This window comes from Bradyrhizobium sp. i1.15.2, from assembly GCF_040548425.1.
Lineage (GTDB): Bacteria > Pseudomonadota > Alphaproteobacteria > Rhizobiales > Xanthobacteraceae > Bradyrhizobium > Bradyrhizobium canariense.
In genome coordinates, this window is sequence record NZ_JBEPRQ010000005.1 from 70228 (window position 1) to 86521 (window position 16294).

A 16294-nucleotide genomic window follows, 5' to 3' on the forward strand; every position below is an offset into this window, starting at 1 on the left:
GTCCCCCAGCTTCACCGCCCGCCTTTTTCTCGATGCCAGAGTCGTTCACTCGGCTTGCATGCGATTGCCGCTCGCGCCATGTTTAGAGAAGGTTCACTCCCTTGACCGTTGCCGAACGCACGATGCGCCTCCTCATCATCGAAGACGACCGCGAATCCGCCGACTACCTCGTGAAGGCGTTTCGCGAGGTCGGGCACATTGCCGACCACGCCGCCGACGGCGAGGAAGGCCTCGCCATGGCCGAGAACGGCGATTACGACGTGCTAGTGGTCGACCGCATGCTGCCCAAGCGTGACGGCCTGTCGGTGATCGGCGCGCTCCGCGACAAGGACGATTCGACGCCGGTGCTGATTCTCTCCGCGCTCGGCCAGGTCGACGACCGCATCAAGGGCTTGCGCGCCGGCGGCGACGACTACCTGCCGAAACCCTATTCCTTCGCCGAGCTGTTGGCCCGGGTCGAGGTGCTGTCGCGCCGCCGTGGCGGTCCGGCCGAGGACACGCTGTACCGCGTCGGCGATCTCGAGCTCGACCGGCTCTCCCATCGCGTCGCGCGCGGCAAGGACGAACTGACGCTCCAGCCGCGCGAATTCCGCCTGCTCGAATATCTCATGAAGCATGCGGGCCAGGTGGTGACCCGCACCATGCTACTGGAGAACGTCTGGGACTATCATTTCGATCCGCAGACCAACGTAATCGACGTGCACATTTCGCGGCTACGTTCCAAGATCGACAAGGGTTTTGAGCGGCCGCTGCTGCACACGATCCGCGGCGCGGGATACATGATCCGTGACGGCATTCGGTAAACTCGTCCGCACCACGGCATTCCGGCTGACGCTGGTCTATTTGCTGCTGTTCGCGATGTTCGCGGCCTCGCTGCTCGCCTATTTCGCCTGGAATACGCGGCGGCTGATCACCGAGGAAATCACGCAGACGGTCAATGCCGAGACCTCGGAGATCAATGAGATCTACGGCCGGCGCGGCTTGCGCGGTCTCGTGCTTGCGATTGAGTACCGCGCGCTGCGCCCGGGCGCCAATCTCTACCTCGTGACCACGCCGACCGGGCAGGCGATCGCCGGCAATGTCGGCTCGCTGGCGCCCGGCGTGATGGCGACGCGCGGCTGGTCGGAGACGGCATATCGGCGCATTGAGGATGCGGACGAGCGCGACCATCGCGCCCTGGTGCGCGTCACCGAGCTCGAGAATGGCTTCCGGCTTCTGATCGGCCGCGACCTCGCCGAGCGGCGGCGCCTGTTCGGCATCGTCGCCAAGGCCGCGCAATGGTCGGTGCTGATCGTGGTGGTGCTTGGCCTGGGCGGCGGGATCTTCGTCGCGCGCAGGGTGCTCAGGCGCATCGACGCCATGTCCGGGACGGCCCATCGCATCATGACCGGCGATCTCAGCGAGCGCCTGCCGGTGGGACGCAGCGGTGACGAGCTCGACCGCCTCGCCGAAAACCTCAATGCCATGCTGGAGCGCATCGAGGCGCTGATGGCGGGGCTGAAGGAGGTCTCCGACAACATCGCCCACGATCTCAAGACGCCGCTGACACGCTTGCGCAACCGCGCTGAGGAGGCGCTGGCGAAATCAGGCAGCGAGGCCGATTACCGCGCCGCGTTGGAGCGGACCATCGAGGAATCCGACGGCCTGATCCGTACCTTCAACGCGCTGCTGATGATCGCGCGCGCCGAGTCCGGTCAGGCGCGCGGCAACATGGACGATTTCGACGCTGCCGATGTCGCACACGGCATCCACGAGCTCTACGAGCCGCTGGCTGAAGACGACGGCATGACGCTGAAGGTCGAGGCCGATCCGACGCCGGTGCACGCCAACCGCGAACTGATCAGCCAGGCGCTCGCCAATCTGGTCGAGAATGCGATCAAATACGGCAAGCCGGTCGCGCCAACAGGTGGAACCGTGGTCAGCCTGGATTCAAGGCAGATCGCGATCGAGGCGAAACGCGAGGGCGACCAAGTGCTGCTCAGCGTCACCGATCGCGGCCCCGGTATCCCCGAGGCCGACCGCAAGCATGCCGTCGAGCGATTCGTGCGGCTTGAAGCCAGCCGCACGCTGCCGGGCTCCGGCCTCGGCCTCAGTCTCGCCTCCGCGGTCGCGACGCTGCATGGCGGCGAATTGCGGCTGGGCGATGCCCATCCGGGCCTCGTCGCCACGCTGGTGCTGCCGGCGCTCGCGGGCGACAGGGTTGCTCCTCCAATACCGGATGTGCCACAGAAGGTGGCATGAACCACTCCGCGCCGGGAAACGCGGACAAGCATGGTGAGAGACTTGCCGCACGCTTCGCGGAGGCTCCCCATATTGCCGCTTCCGTCACCGACCAAGGACGTTTTGAAAGCTGGCTGGCCGAGCTCGAGCCCGCGCAATCCGCCCGTCTTGAAGCGCTGCTGACTCATCCCTTCGCGCGGAACGCCCTGGCCGGCATCGCGGAATTCTCGCCTTATCTGTTCGAACTGGTGCGCGCTGATTCGCAGCGCCTGATCCGGCTGCTGGAATGCGATCCGGATGCGCATCTCGCCACGCTAATCGCGGAGGCGAACGGCGCCGTGCTCGCGGCATCCGATGAAGCCGAGGTGATGCGGCTGCTTCGCCGCATGAAGGCGGAGGCCGCGCTCCTGATCGCACTGTGCGACATCGGCGGGGTCTGGCCGGTGATGCGGGTGACCGCAGCGCTCACCGATGTCGCGGTGTCCTCGGTGCGGGCGGCGCTTCAGTACCTGCTGCGGCAGGAAGCCGCACGCGGCAAGCTCTCGCCGCCCAATCCCGAGGCGCCGGAGGAGGGCTGCGGGCTGATCGTGCTCGCGATGGGCAAGATGGGTGCTGGCGAGCTGAACTATTCCAGCGACATCGATCTCATCGTGTTTTTCGATCCCGACAATACGACGCTCGCCGCCGATATCGAACCCCAGCCATTCTTCGTGAGGGTGACGCAGGGGATGGCACGCATTCTCCAGCAGCGCACCTATGACGGCTACGTCTTCCGCGTCGATCTGCGCCTGCGTCCCGATCCATCCTCGACGCAGGTGGCGATTTCGGGCGACGCCGCGCTGAACTATTACGAGCGTGAAGGGCGCACCTGGGAGCGCGCCGCGATGATCAAGGCGCGAGCCTGCGCCGGCGATCCCAGGGCGGGCGAGGCGCTGCTCGCGGAGATCGCGCCCTTCGTCTGGCGCAAGCATCTCGACTTCGCCGCGCTTGCCGACGTTCACGACATGAAGCGGCAGATGCAGACCTATCGCGGCCAGAGCGAGGTTGCGGTCGAAGGGCATAACGTGAAGGTCGGGCGCGGCGGAATCCGCGAGATCGAGTTCTTCGCCCAGACCCAGCAATTGATCGCCGGGGGGCGACATCCCGAACTGCGCGTACGGCCGACGCTCGCCGCGCTCGGCGTGCTCGCTTCCAGCAACTGGATCACGGTTGCGGCGCGCGACGAGCTGACCACGGCGTACCAATTCCTGCGTCGGGTCGAGCATCGCCTCCAGATGATCGCAGACGAGCAGACCCATACGCTGCCCGAGGACAAGGAGGTGGTCGAGCGTTTCGCCTGGTTCTTCGGCTATCCGGATCGCGAGACCTTTGCCCGCGACCTTTTGCGCCAGCTCGAGATCGTGCAGGGCCACTACGAAAAACTGTTCGAGGGCGACGATCCGACCGGCACGGCCAAGCTGCCGGCGCTCGACTACAGTGCGGGTCCCGACGATCCGCGGCTGCTTCAGTACCTGGCGACACTCGGCTTCAAGAAGCCTGCCGCCGTCGCGCAGACCGTGCGCGACTGGATCACCGGCGACTACCGCGTGTTCCGCAATGAGGCGACGCGAAACGCATTCGTCGAATTCGTGCCGGCCCTGATCGACGGTCTCGCTCATGCCGAGGAGCCGGATCGGGCCGTCGTGGCGTTCGACCATTTCCTTGGAGCGCTTCAGCGCGGCGGCCGGCTGATCACGCTGCTCGGGCAGAACCGCGATCTCGTCGCGCTCGTGGCCCTGGTGCTGGGCGCGGCGCCTCGGCTCGGCGAGATGCTTGCGCGGCAGCCGCAACTGATGGACGGCCTGATTGATCCGCGCTTCTTCGGCGCCATGCCCGACAGGCAGGAATTGTCGGGGCGACTTGCGACGACGGTGCAGGATGCGGGCTCTTACGAAGAGTTCCTCGACCGCCTGCGTCTGTTCGGGCAGGAGAGCCTGTTCCTGATCGGCACGCGCATTCTCTCAGGCACGGTCTCGGCACAGCAGGCGAGCACGGCCTTTGCCGACGTCGCCGAGGGCATCGTCCATACCGTGCATGGCCTCGTCGCCGACCGTTTCGCCGCCCAGCATGGCCGGATCAAGGGGCAGGAGACCGCCATCATCGCGATGGGCCGGCTCGGCAGTCGCGAGATGACCGCGTCGTCCGATCTCGACCTGATCCTGCTTTACGATTTCGACAGCGACAATCCGGACTCCGACGGTGCGAAGTCACTGCAAGGTGCACATTACTTCGCCCGCTTCACCCAGCGCCTGATCAGCGCGTTCACGACGCGCACCAATTACGGGGTGCTTTACGAGATCGACATGCGGTTGCGCCCCTCGGGGCGCGCCGGCCCCGTGGCTTCGAGCCTCGTTTCGTTCGCGGACTACCAGGCCAACGAGGCCTGGACCTGGGAGCACATGGCGCTGACCCGTGCGCGCGTCGTGTCGGCTTCGCCCGAATTCCGGGAACGGATTGAACGCGTCATCCGCGCTGTCCTGACTCGTCGCCGCGATCCCGGAATCACCGCCAACGATGTTGCCGACATGCGGCGTGCGATCGCCCAGGAGAAGGGCGAGGCTGATTGCTGGGATCTCAAATATGCCGCCGGCGGCATGGTCGACATCGACTTCATCGCGCAATATCTCCAGCTCGTGCATGCGCACGAGAAGCCGGAGATTCTCGACGTTGGCACCACGCAGGTGCTGGAAAATGCATGCAGGCTGGGCGTGCTGTCGCAATCGGAGACCGAGATATTGCGGGCCGCAGCGCGGCTCTATCACGACCTGACGCAGATCCTGCGGCTCTGCGTCAGCGATCGGTTCAAGCCGGAGACTGCCGGCACCGACCTCTTGCGCGTGATGGCACGCGCCGGCGATGCGCCGCATTTCTCCTCGCTGGAGGCGCGCGTGAAGGAAACGCAGAGCGAGGTGCGCCGTGTGTTCAGGGCGCTGCTGGAAGGGACGTCGCCTGCTGCAGCGAGGTGAGCGCCTCCCGCACGTTCGGCTCCAGGCCCACGCCGCCGGCATCGAGATGGGCGAAGATCGCGCGCTTCATCCGCGGGTCCCAGAACTTCTTGATGTGGTCGGCGATCCCCGGCACGGCCTTGTCGTGGCCCTGGCTTCGGAAGAACGTGCCGATCTGGTTGGCCATGTAGATCAGGCGGTCAGGCGACATCGGCAACCTCCGTGGCATGACGGGCGACAACCCGGCCGCCATGCGAAAACACTTCGAACCCGTCCTGGCGGGCAATGGCAATCAGCGTGATGCCGGCGGCCTCCGCGGTGCGCACCGCAAGGGCAGTCGGCGCAGAGACGGCGACCATCACCGGCGCGCCGATGGCGGCGGTCTTCTGCACCATCTCGACCGAGACGCGGCTCGTCAGCAGCACGATGCCGCCGCTTGCAGGCGTGCGGCTGCGCGCCAGCGAACCGGCGAGCTTGTCGAGCGCGTTGTGGCGGCCGACATCCTCGCGCAGCGCGACGATACCACCGGCAGGCGACCAGAACGCGGCGGCGTGAACGGCGCGGGTTTGCAGATTGATCGATTGCAGCGGTGCGATGGTCTGCATCGCCGCCATCACCTGTTCGGGCGCAAACGTCTGTCCCTGCGACACGACGGCCGCAGGCCGCACAGCTTCGGCAATCGAGTCGATGCCGCAGATGCCGCAGCCGGTCGGGCCGGCGATGTGGCGGCGGCGCTCGCTGATACGCGCGACGTCTTCAGACGCCAGCCACATGCGGAGCTCGATGCCGTCGTCGAGGCGGACGATTTCGAGCGACTTGATGTCATCAAAGGATTTGATGATGCCTTCATCCAGGCTGAACCCGACAGCAAAATCTTCGAGGTTCTGCGGCGTTCCCATCATGACGGCGTAGGTGCCGCCATTGTAAGTCAGCGCCAGCGGCGTCTCCTCCGGGATCAGCCGCGCTCCTTCGGTCGCGACACCGTCGCGCCAGATCTCGCGGTCGATGGCCTGGACCGGCACGTGCATGCCGCTACTCCGCAGCCTCGGCCGGCGCGATGCGGCGGGAATGCCGCGCCTGCGCGTCGTAGGCCTTCTGCCAGTCGGACGGGCCGTTCGAGGGCGAAATCTGCACCGCCGTGACCTTGTATTCGGGGCAGTTGGTCGCCCAGTCCGAATAGTCGGTCGTGATGACGTTGGCCTGCGTGTCCGGATGGTGGAACGTGGTGTAGACGACGCCCGGCGCGACGCGATCGGTGATCTCCGCACGCAGCGTAGTCTCGCCGGCGCGGCTCTTCAGCCGCACCCAGTCCCCGTCGCGCACGCCGCGCTGTTCGGCATCGTGCGGATGGATCTCCAGCCGATCCTCGGCATGCCAGACCACGTTCTCGGTGCGCCGGGTCTGCGCGCCGACATTGTACTGGCTGAGGATGCGGCCCGTGGTGAGCAGCAGCGGATAGCGCGGCCCGGTGCGTTCGTCGGTCGCGACATATTCGGTGACGACGAACTTGCCCTTGCCGCGGACGAAGCCGTCGATATGCATCACCGGCGTGCCCTCGGGCGCCTTGTCGTTGCAGGGCCATTGCACTGAGCCGAGCTCGTCGAGCTTGGCATAGGAGACGCCGGCGAAGGTCGGGGTGAGCGCCGCGATCTCGTCCATGATCTCGGAAGGATGGCTGTAGCTCATCTCGAAGCCCATGGCCTTGGCGAGGCGGATGGTGACCTCCCAGTCGGCGAGGCCGTTCTTCGGCGTCATCACCTTGCGCACGCGCTGGATGCGGCGCTCGGCGTTAGTGAAAGTGCCGTCCTTCTCGAGGAAGCTGGAGCCAGGCAGGAACACATGGGCGTAGTTCGCGGTCTCGTTCAGGAAGAGGTCGTGGACGATGACGCATTCCATCGCCGATAGTGCCGCCACCACATGCTTGGTGTTGGGATCGGATTGCAGGATGTCTTCGCCCTGCACGTAGATCCCCATGAACGTGCCTTCGACCGCGGCGTCGAACATGTTGGGAATGCGCAGGCCCGGCTCGGGGTTGAGCTTGACGTTCCACAGCGCCTCGAACTGGTCCCGCACGGCGTCGCCCGAGATGTGGCGGTAGCCGGGAAGCTCGTGCGGGAACGAGCCCATGTCACAGGAGCCCTGCACGTTGTTCTGGCCGCGCAGCGGGTTCACGCCGACACCGGGACGACCGATATTGCCCGTGGCCATCGCGAGGTTGGCGATCGCGATCACGGTGGTCGAGCCCTGGCTGTGCTCGGTGACGCCGAGACCATAGTAGATCGCGCCGTTGCCGCCGGTGGCGTAGAGGCGCGCTGCTTCGCGCAGATCCTTCGGATCGACGCCGGTGAGGATGGCGGTGGCTTCCGGGCTGTTGTTCGCCTGGGCGACGAACGCCGCCCATTCCTCGAACTCGTTCCAGTCGCAGCGCTCGCGCACGAAGGCTTCGTTGGCGAGGCCTTCGGTGACGATCACATGCGCCAGTGCCGTCATCACCGCGACATTGGTGCCGGGCATCAGCGGCAGGTGCAGCGCCTTCACATGCGGCGATTCCACCATCTCGGTGCGGCGCGGATCGATCACGATCAGCTTGGCGCCCTGGCGCAGCCGCTTCTTCAGGCGGGAGGCGAACACCGGGTGGGCCGAAGCGGGATTGGCACCGATGACGACGACGACGTCGGTGTCCTCGACCGAATCGAAATCCTGCGTGCCGGCGGAGGTACCGAACGTGGTCGAGAGGCCATAGCCGGTCGGGGAGTGGCAGACCCGGGCGCAGGTGTCGACATTGTTGTTGCCGAAGCCGGCGCGGATCAGCTTCTGCACCAGATAGGTTTCTTCATTGGTGCAGCGGGACGACGTGATGCCGCCGATAGCGTCGCGGCCGTATTTCTTCTGGATGCCGCGCATCCTGTCGGCTGCAAACGAGAATGCCTCGTCCCACGACACTTCGCGCCAGGGATCCTCGATCCGCTCGCGGATCATCGGGTTGAGGATGCGTTCCCGGTGGTTGGTGTAACCCCAGGCGAAGCGGCCCTTGACGCAGGAATGACCGCGATTGGCCTTGCCGTCCTTGTACGGCACCATGCGGACGACTTCCTCGCCGCGCATCTCGGCCTTGAAGGCGCAGCCGACGCCGCAATAGGCGCAGGTGGTGACGACCGAGTGTTCGGGCTGGCCGATCTCGATCACGGATTTCTCGGTCAGCGTCGCGGTCGGGCAGGCCTGCACGCAGGCACCGCAGGAGACGCATTCGGAGCCGAGGAAGCTCTCGCTCATGCCCGGCGAGACGCGGCTGTCGAAGCCGCGGCCGGAGATCGTCAGCGCGAAGGTGCCTTGCACCTCCTCGCAGGCGCGGACGCAGCGCGAGCAGACGATGCACTTGGAGGGATCGTAGGTGAAGTACGGGTTGGACTCGTCCTTCGGCATCCAGGCGGCGTTGATCTCGCCACTGGACTTGCCAGGCGTCTTGGCGAAGACGTGGTTCTCGCCCTCGTAGCCGTAGCGCACGTCACGCAGCCCGACCGCACCGGCCATGTCCTGCAACTCGCAATCGCCGTTGGCGCCGCAAGTGAGGCAGTCGAGCGGATGGTCAGAGATGTAGAGCTCCATCACGCCTTTGCGCAGCTTCTTCAGCCGTTCGCTCTGGGTATGCACGACGAGGCCGGGCATCACTGGCGTGGTGCACGAGGCCGGCGTTCCGGTGCGGCCCTCGATTTCGACGACGCAAAGGCGACACGAGCCGAACGCATCGACCATGTCGGTCGCGCAGAGTTTCGGGATCTGATGGCCGGCGTCCATCGCCGCTCGCATGATCGAGGTGCCCTCGGGCACCGTAACCTGGTTGCCGTCGATGGTCAGTGTCACCATCGTTTCCGATTTGGCGCGCGGCGTACCGAAGTCGATTTCTTCGATCAGAGACATTGTCGTTCTCCTATTCCGCGGCCTGAAGAGTAGTCGGGGTCGGGATGAAATCCTCCCGGAAGTGCTTCAAAGCGCTGAGCACGGGATAGGGCGTGAAGCCGCCGAGGGCGCAGAGTGAGCCGAATTTCATGGTGTTGCAGAGGTCTTCGACGAGTGCGAGGTTTTCGCTCACGCGCTCGCCGTTGATGATCTTCTCGATCGTCTCGACGCCGCGGGTCGAGCCGATCCGGCACGGCGTGCACTTGCCGCAGGATTCGATGGCGCAGAATTCCATGGCGAAACGCGCCTGCTTGCGCATGTCGACGCTATCGTCGAACACGACGATTCCGCCATGGCCGATCAGGCCATCGCGCGCGGCGAAGGCCTCGTAGTCGAACGGGGTGTCGAACAGCGCGCGCGGGAAGTAGGCGCCCAAGGGACCGCCGACCTGCACCGCGCGGATTGGGCGGCCCGTGAACGTGCCGCCGCCGATGTCGTCGACGAGCTCGCCGAGAGTGACGCCGAACGCCGTCTCGAACAGCCCGCCGTGGCGGATGTTGCCGGCGAGCTGGATCGGCATCGTACCGCGCGAGCGACCCATGCCGAAATCGGCATAGGCCTTGGCGCCTTCGGCCAGGATGAAGGGAATGGCGGCGAACGACAGCACGTTGTTGATGACGGTCGGCTTGCCGAACAAGCCGTGATGGGCGGGCAGTGGCGGCTTTGCGCGGACGAGGCCACGACGGCCTTCTAGGCTTTCCAGCAGCGAGGTCTCTTCACCGCAAACGTAAGCGCCGGCGCCGACGCGGACCTCGAGATCGAAGCTGTGCGTGGAACCACCGATGTTCGCGCCGAGATAGCCGCTGCGCTTGGCAGCCTGGATGGCCGCATTCATCGCCTCGACGGCGTGCGGATATTCGCTGCGGATGTAGATGTATCCCTTGGTCGCGCCGACGGTGATGCCGGCGATCGTCATGCCCTCGATGACGAGGAAGGGATCGCCTTCCATGATCATGCGGTCGGCGAAGGTGCCGCTGTCGCCTTCGTCGGCGTTGCAGACGATGAATTTGCGATCCGCTTTCGCCTGCGCGACCGTCTTCCATTTGATGCCGGTCGGGAAGCCTGCGCCGCCACGGCCGCGCAGGCCCGATGCAGTGACCTCGGTGAGGATCGCATCCGAGCCGAGCGAGAGCGCGCGCTCCAGGCCCTTGTAGCCGCCATGGGCACGGTAGTCGTCGAGCGAGCGCGGGTCGATCACGCCGCAGCGCGCGAATGTCAGGCGGCTCTGGCGCTTGAGCCAGGGGATCTGGTCGGTGGCCCCGAGCCGCAGCAGATGCGGCGTGTTGCTCGCGAGCGCGTCGAGCAGGGAGGGCACATCGGTCTCGGTCACGGGGCCGAACGCGATCCGGCCCTGCGGCGTCGCGACCTCGACCAGTGGCTCGAGCCAGTACAGGCCGCGCGAGCCGGTCCTGACGATCTCGACGGCAATGCCACGCTTGGCTGCAGCCTGCTCCAGCGCCAGCGCGACCTCGTCGGCGCCGACCGCAAGCGCACCGGCATCGCGAGAGACATATAGACGGATGCTCATCGCTGCGCCTCTGCAACGAGAGCATCGATACGCTTCTCGTCGAGCCGGCCAATCAGCCGACCGTCAAGCATCGCGGACGGCGCGGTTGCACACAGTCCGAGGCAGTAGATCGGCTCCAGCGTGACGCGATCATCGGCCGTGGTGTGGCCGAGCGACACGCCGAGCTTTGCCTCCGCACGCGCAGCCAGCGCGTCGCCGCCCGCCGCCTGACAGGCCTCCGCGCGGCAGAGTTTCAGCACATGGCGGCCGGCCGGCTTGTGGCGAAAATCATGGTAGAACGTGAACACGCCATGCACTTCGGCGCGCGACAGATTGAGCGCGTGCGCCACCATAGGAATGGCTGCCGCCGGCACGTAGCCGAACGCATCCTGGAGCGCGTGCAGCATCACGAGCGTCGCGCCTTCCTGCTTGCTGTGTTCGGCGATGATCTCGGCGCCGCGCGTTTCGTCCCAAGGCTCGTAAACCGCTGTCATTCTTCGTTCTCGACCGGAGCGTCTGCTGATCGCAAACTATTTGGAATCGTTCGAAGATCAATAAAGCTGTCTCATGCTGCGATTGCGGATTCCGATCGATTTGCGATGGCAATCACTCGATTTGAAATTGCGATTGGAGCCGTCCACCGGGCGGTTTTTGCGTGTTGGAAGGGGGAGGGCATGCTAGCTTGCATGCCGCCACACGATCGGAGGGGATGACGGTTGCTCGACAAGCTTGAACTGCTGCTGGCGCTGGCGAAGGAACGGCATTTCGGCCGGGCCGCCGAAATGTGCGGCGTGACGCAACCGACGATGTCGACCGGGCTGAAGCAGCTCGAGGAGATCCTCGGCGTGATGCTGGTCCAGCGCGGCTCCCGCTTCCAGGGTTTTACGCCGGAAGGCGAGCGGGCGCTGGATTGGGCGCGGCGCATCGTCGGCGATGCCCGCGCGATGCGTGACGAGATCAACGGGCTGAAGCATCAGCTCTCGGGCGAGATCCGTATTGCCGCAATCCCGACCGTGCTCGGTATGGTCGCTGCGCTGACGACGCCGTTCCGCGCCAGGCATCCCGAGGTGCGCTTCAGTATCCGCTCCACGACCTCGTCCGAGGTGCTGGGGTTGCTCGAGAATCTCGAGGTGGATGCGGGGCTGACCTATATCGAGAACGAGCCGATCGGCAAGGTGCGCACCATTCCGCTCTATAACGAGAGCTATCGCCTGCTCACCGCGCCGGATGGAATGTTCGGCGATCGCGAGACAGTGACGTGGAAGGAGGTCGGGCAGGTGCCGCTGTGCCTGCTGACACCCGACATGCAGAACCGCCGCATCATCGACCGCGCGTTGCGCTCCGTCGGCGCGGAGGCGACGCCGACCTTGACCTCGAATTCGCTGCTCGTGCTGTTTACCCATGTGAAGACGGGGCGCTGGGCCAGTGTGATGCCGGCCAAGCTGGCCGAGACGCTCGGCCTGTCCGACACCGTGCGCTCGATCCCGATCACCGATCCCGATGTCAATTACAGCATCGGCATGGTGATCCCGCAGCGTGATCCGATGACGCCGCTGATCGCTGCGCTGGTCAATGTCGCGCGGGAAGTCGCGCCGTCGCTGCAATCGTAGCCATCAGGCCGCAGCCGATATTCCTGACGCCGACTTCATCGCGTCGCGGGGCAGGGTGACGCGCACGACGGTGCCGACCTCCAGCTTTGAGCGCAGCCGCATCGAGCCGCCATGAAGCTGCGCCAGCGAGCGGGCGATCGCCAGCCCCAGTCCCGAGCCGTGATAGGTCTTGGTGAGCTGGCTCTCGACCTGCTCGAAGGGGCGGCCGAGCCGCGCCAGCGAATGCGGCGCGATGCCGATACCGGTGTCGGCGATCATCAGCACGATCCTGTCGTCGAGCTGCCGGCTGCGCACCACGATACGTCCGCCGTCGGGCGTGAACTTCACGGCGTTGGAGAGCAAATTGACGATGATCTGCTTGGTGGCGCGGCGGTCGGCGACGACGGAGATGGATTTCGCGATGTCGGCGTCGAGCGTCAGGTGCTTGTCCTGTGCCCGGCCGGTGACGACCCGCAGGGATTCCGCCAGCGTCTGCGCCAGGTCGAGCTCTTCCATGTCGAGCTTCATGCGGCCGGCCTCGATCTTGGACATGTCGAGGATGTCGTTGATGACTTCGAGCAGGTAATGCCCGCTGGTTAGGATGTCGTGGCAGTATTCCTGGTACTTCTCCGAGCCGAGCTCGCCGAACATGCCCGAGCCCATGATCTCGGAGAAGCCGATGATCGCGTTCAGCGGCGTGCGCAGCTCGTGGCTCATATTGGCGAGGAATTTCGACTTGGTCTGGTTGGCTTCCTCGGCGCGGGTCTTCTCGCGCTGATATTTCTCGGCGAGATCGGCGAGTTCGCCCGCCTGGCGCTCCAGGGCTGCCTGCGAGCGCTTGAGGTCGATGACGGTGGCGCGCAGGCGTAGATCGTTGTCGACCAGCTTCTGCTCGTGCTCCTTGATGCGGGTGATGTCGGTGCCGACCGAGACGTAGCCGCCGTCCTTGGTGCGGCGCTCGCTGATGTGCAGCCAGCTGCCGTCGTCGAGCTGCGCCTCGAAGGTACGCGCGCCCGGGCCCTGGCTCGCAGTCTCGTTGTGCCGGGTGCGGACTTCGGGCATGCGGCCGACCTCGAGCACCGTCTCGTAGGAGGTGCCGGGGATGACGGCGGAGTCGGGCAGCTTGTGCAGGCGCTGGAAGTGCGAATTGCAGAGCACCAGGCGGTCGCTCGCATCCCACAGCACGAAGGCTTCGGGAATGGTCTCGATCGCGTCGCGCAGGCGCAAATCGGCTTCCACAGTCCGCTCGGCGAGGCTCTTCTGCTCGGTGATGTCGACGGCAATCCCGATCAGGTGAACGCTGGAGTCGGTCGCGCCGCTGGTCTTTTCGCAGCGGACGCGCAGCCAGATCCAGTGGCCGTCGACATGCTGCATGCGGAAGGTCTGGTCGATGTGGTCGATCTTCTCGGAGATGAGCTGGTCGGCGATCTCGAACAGATCGATGTCGTCGGACTTCACCAGCGCGTTGACCTCGCCGAAGGTGAGGAGCTCGTTGCGGCCGTCGAGGCCGAGCATCGAAAACATTGACTGCGACCAGAAGATGCGGCCGCGCGACAGGTCCCAGTCCCACAGCCCGCAGCGGCCGCGGTTGAGCGCGGTGTCGATGCGGCCGCGCACGGCGTCGTTGATCAGGTCGCCCTCGCGGGCACGGGTGGACTGCCAGTGGAAGGCGAAGCCGAGGATCAGGACCACGAAGCCGGTGGTGGCCGACAGCGTCACCGACAGCGCGGCGTCCGAGCCCCAGATCGGCTCGTTGCGCTCCTGGATCACGGTGACGAAGCCGGGCAGCGACTTGATCTGCCGCGAGGTCGCCATTGCAGCGTTGCCGTTCGGCAGCGTCATGTCGGAGATGCTGCCGTCGCGCGGGGGCGCCGCCAACAGTTGCGCCGTCGTGATTGCGTCGAGCAGGCGGTCGTTGCCCGAGGGATCGCTCTCGACTGGGATGCGGGCGAGGATGCGGCGGTCGAGTCCGGCCGAGGTGACGATGACGTGGCGGCCCGAGGCGGTGCCCCAGGATGGAATGAGATCGGGCAGCAGCGCCGGCAGGCTCTCGATGTTCTTCAGCCGCTCCTGTCGCGCGGAGGTCAGGCGGTCGACGCGCTCGGCGAGCAGGTCGGCGAGCGCCGCGATATCATGGCGGATCACCAGCCGCTTCTGGCGTGTCTGGTCGACCACCTGCACGAATGCGCCGAGGCAGATCGTGATCAGGAACGCGATGATGAGCGTCGGCACGGCACGGCGCAGCGCAGGCTCCGCGATCAGGAGCCGATGATAGGCAGGTTTCGCGATCGATTGCGCCAATCCTTTGATCGAATCGGATTGGACGCACGCGTTCGCGGCGTCTGCACGCGACATGCCTAAAGCCCCCTGGAAACCTGCTTGCAACTTGAGTTCGGAAGCAGCCCCACATCGCTTCCGAATCATGGTCGATTTGAATCCAGATTTCGCGGGCTGTCGAGAGTCAACGAATCGTTAACGCGAATTTATTCTTATCCAACGCGCAGTTTGTGCGTCGCGCGTCCGCAAACTTACGTGCGCGGCGAGTCCGAAACGAGAACGTGTGACTCCTCGCACATTCTCTGTCACGCGCGCGGCGGTTCTGCGTGACTGATGACGCGCTTCACGCTCGGGAACGCGCGCCGCAACGCGCGCTCGATCGCATCGACATGCTCGTGCACCCGGATCACGCTCATCGACGGCTCGGCGCGGCAGTGAAAGTTGACGATCTCGCCGGCGTCGGTGTTGCGGACGCGGACATTGTGGATGTCGTGGATCTCGCCGCCGGCGGCATATTCCGTTAGGGCGGCGGCAATGGCCCGCACCCGTTCCGGTGCGGCGTCGACCCCGAACGGCAGTTCCGGTTCCAGCGGCTCGATGTGGACGTCCACCTCGACGTCTGCGCCGAATTCTTCCTGGATGTTGCGTTCCAGCGTGTTGGCGACGTCATGGGCGGCGTCGAGCTGCATCCCGGCGTCGACCTCGAGGTCGATGCTGACGATCAGCTTGGCGCCGAGATCGTGCACGGTGACGTGGTGGATGGCGAGGCCCGAATTGTGGGCGATGACCATGATGCGGTCGCGCACGGTCTCGTTGTCGCGCGCCACGGGGACTGCGGTGAAGGTGAGGTCGGTATCGCCGAAGGCCTTCTCGACCGCTGCTTGCGCGCTGCGCTTGATGTCCTCGACCCGGTCGATGGGGTAAGTCCGCGGCACCTTTGCGATCGTGTCGATAAACGTCGTTGCCCCGACCATGCGCACGCGGAGCCGCTCGACGCCAATCACACCCGGCACGCTGCGGATCGCAGCCGTCGCCGTCTCATGCGCGCCTTCCGGAGCGCGGTCCACCAGCGTCTGCACGGTCGTGCCGGCCATGCGCAGGCCGAGCAGGGCGATCATGACGGCCACCGCGGCGGCGGCCGCCGCGTCGCCCCACCAGAAGCCGAGGCCGGCGAGGATCAGGCCCACGATCACGGCGAACGAGCCCATCACGTCGGAGGCGAAATGCAGCGCATCGGCGGCGAGCGCCTGGCTCCTGGTCTCCCGCGCGGCACGGTGCAGGGCGCGGGCGCGCCAGAGATTGACGACGATGTCGATCACCAGCACCACGAACGGCACGGCCGAAATGGTCGGCGGCGCGGTTCCCTCGCGCAGCCGGCTGTAGGACTCCACCAGGATGCCGCCGGCGAGCACATAGAGAAGGGCGGTGACGCCCAGCGCCGAGACGCTTTCGAGCTTGCCGTGGCCGTAATGATGCTCCTCATCCGCCGGCTTGTCGGATACCCGCACCACCGCCCAGGTGATGATGGTCGCGACCAGGTCGATCGACGAATGCAGCGCCTCCGAGATCAGCGCCAGCGAGCCGATCGCGATCCCGACCGCGAACTTGGCCGCCGCCATGCCGCCACTGGCGAAGATCGAGATCGCTGCGACCGAGGTCTTGTTATGTTGGGAGCTCATGGCGGGGGATTTAGCAGCCTGTGACTGAACATCAAGCGACGATCCACAGGCGTAGACGCTAGTGAGTTGCAGGAGCGATGA

11 protein-coding genes are annotated in these 16294 nt (G+C 65.7%); 4 read left to right on the plus strand and 7 right to left on the minus strand.

Going from position 1 to position 16294, the window contains the following annotated elements; all coding sequences use genetic code 11:
- Positions 1 to 122 precede the first annotated feature (122 nt).
- From ABIB80_RS12020 to ABIB80_RS12030, 3 genes are read left to right on the plus strand one after another with little or no spacing between them, the layout of a single operon-like run.
- Positions 123 to 803, plus strand: a complete 681-nt coding sequence (locus tag ABIB80_RS12020; RefSeq protein WP_035969420.1) for a response regulator transcription factor — start codon at positions 123 to 125, stop codon at positions 801 to 803.
- A complete protein-coding gene (locus ABIB80_RS12025; RefSeq protein WP_219680851.1) occupies positions 787 to 2241 on the plus strand; it encodes a sensor histidine kinase in 1455 nt (484 codons plus the stop codon). The genes ABIB80_RS12020 and ABIB80_RS12025 overlap by 17 nt, the downstream gene beginning before the upstream one ends.
- Complete coding sequence (locus ABIB80_RS12030; protein WP_354127476.1) at positions 2238 to 5225, plus strand: bifunctional [glutamine synthetase] adenylyltransferase/[glutamine synthetase]-adenylyl-L-tyrosine phosphorylase; 2988 nt, start codon at positions 2238 to 2240, stop codon at positions 5223 to 5225. The genes ABIB80_RS12025 and ABIB80_RS12030 overlap by 4 nt, the downstream gene beginning before the upstream one ends.
- Here ABIB80_RS12030 and ABIB80_RS12035 read toward each other — a convergent pair.
- From ABIB80_RS12035 to ABIB80_RS12055, 5 genes are read right to left on the minus strand one after another with little or no spacing between them, the layout of a single operon-like run.
- On the minus strand, positions 5182 to 5415 hold the full coding sequence (locus ABIB80_RS12035; RefSeq protein ID WP_007593368.1) for a formate dehydrogenase subunit delta: 234 nt from the start codon (positions 5413 to 5415) through the stop codon (positions 5182 to 5184). The genes ABIB80_RS12030 and ABIB80_RS12035 overlap by 44 nt on opposite strands.
- Positions 5405 to 6232: a formate dehydrogenase accessory sulfurtransferase FdhD gene (gene fdhD, locus ABIB80_RS12040; RefSeq protein ID WP_354127477.1), complete on the minus strand. Its 828-nt coding sequence runs from the start codon at positions 6230 to 6232 to the stop codon at positions 5405 to 5407. The genes ABIB80_RS12035 and fdhD overlap by 11 nt, the downstream gene beginning before the upstream one ends.
- A 4-nt stretch (positions 6233 to 6236) precedes the next feature.
- Complete coding sequence (gene fdhF, locus ABIB80_RS12045; protein WP_354127478.1) at positions 6237 to 9122, minus strand: formate dehydrogenase subunit alpha; 2886 nt, start codon at positions 9120 to 9122, stop codon at positions 6237 to 6239.
- A 10-nt stretch (positions 9123 to 9132) separates the two neighbouring features.
- Positions 9133 to 10689: a formate dehydrogenase beta subunit gene (locus ABIB80_RS12050; RefSeq protein WP_354127479.1), complete on the minus strand. Its 1557-nt coding sequence runs from the start codon at positions 10687 to 10689 to the stop codon at positions 9133 to 9135.
- The gene (locus tag ABIB80_RS12055) at positions 10686 to 11162 is read right to left on the minus strand and encodes a formate dehydrogenase subunit gamma (RefSeq protein ID WP_219680869.1); all 477 of its coding nucleotides are present in this window, start codon (positions 11160 to 11162) and stop codon (positions 10686 to 10688) included. The genes ABIB80_RS12050 and ABIB80_RS12055 overlap by 4 nt, the downstream gene beginning before the upstream one ends.
- Before the next feature lie 222 nt (positions 11163 to 11384).
- On the opposite strand from ABIB80_RS12055, the gene ABIB80_RS12060 reads away from it, so the two are divergent.
- Positions 11385 to 12278, plus strand: coding sequence for a LysR family transcriptional regulator (locus tag ABIB80_RS12060; RefSeq protein WP_007593359.1), 894 nt, complete (start codon positions 11385 to 11387; stop codon positions 12276 to 12278).
- A gap of 3 nt (positions 12279 to 12281) precedes the next feature.
- Here ABIB80_RS12060 and ABIB80_RS12065 read toward each other — a convergent pair whose 3' ends face one another.
- Together ABIB80_RS12065 and ABIB80_RS12070 are read right to left on the minus strand one after the other, a co-directional pair.
- Entirely contained in the window at positions 12282 to 14612 is a 2331-nt protein-coding gene (locus tag ABIB80_RS12065) for a PAS domain-containing sensor histidine kinase (RefSeq protein WP_354127480.1), read from the minus strand.
- Positions 14613 to 14839: 227 nt separating this feature from the next.
- Positions 14840 to 16213, minus strand: a complete 1374-nt coding sequence (locus ABIB80_RS12070) for a cation-efflux pump (RefSeq protein ID WP_354127481.1) — start codon at positions 16211 to 16213, stop codon at positions 14840 to 14842.
- Positions 16214 to 16294 lie beyond the last annotated feature (81 nt).

What these genes read in the sequence shown, in the direction of transcription:
- ABIB80_RS12065 (WP_354127480.1), bottom strand. Translation starts at nt 14,612, where the DNA reads ATGTCGCGTGCAGACGCCGCGAACGCGTGCGTCCAATCCGATTCGATC.
- ABIB80_RS12020 (WP_035969420.1), top strand. Translation starts at nt 123, where the DNA reads ATGCGCCTCCTCATCATCGAAGACGACCGCGAATCCGCCGACTACCTC.
- fdhF (WP_354127478.1), bottom strand. Translation starts at nt 9,122, where the DNA reads ATGTCTCTGATCGAAGAAATCGACTTCGGTACGCCGCGCGCCAAATCG.
- ABIB80_RS12035 (WP_007593368.1), bottom strand. Translation starts at nt 5,415, where the DNA reads ATGTCGCCTGACCGCCTGATCTACATGGCCAACCAGATCGGCACGTTC.
- ABIB80_RS12030 (WP_354127476.1), top strand. Translation starts at nt 2,238, where the DNA reads ATGAACCACTCCGCGCCGGGAAACGCGGACAAGCATGGTGAGAGACTT.
- ABIB80_RS12050 (WP_354127479.1), bottom strand. Translation starts at nt 10,689, where the DNA reads ATGAGCATCCGTCTATATGTCTCTCGCGATGCCGGTGCGCTTGCGGTC.
- ABIB80_RS12070 (WP_354127481.1), bottom strand. Translation starts at nt 16,213, where the DNA reads ATGAGCTCCCAACATAACAAGACCTCGGTCGCAGCGATCTCGATCTTC.
- fdhD (WP_354127477.1), bottom strand. Translation starts at nt 6,232, where the DNA reads ATGCACGTGCCGGTCCAGGCCATCGACCGCGAGATCTGGCGCGACGGT.
- ABIB80_RS12055 (WP_219680869.1), bottom strand. Translation starts at nt 11,162, where the DNA reads ATGACAGCGGTTTACGAGCCTTGGGACGAAACGCGCGGCGCCGAGATC.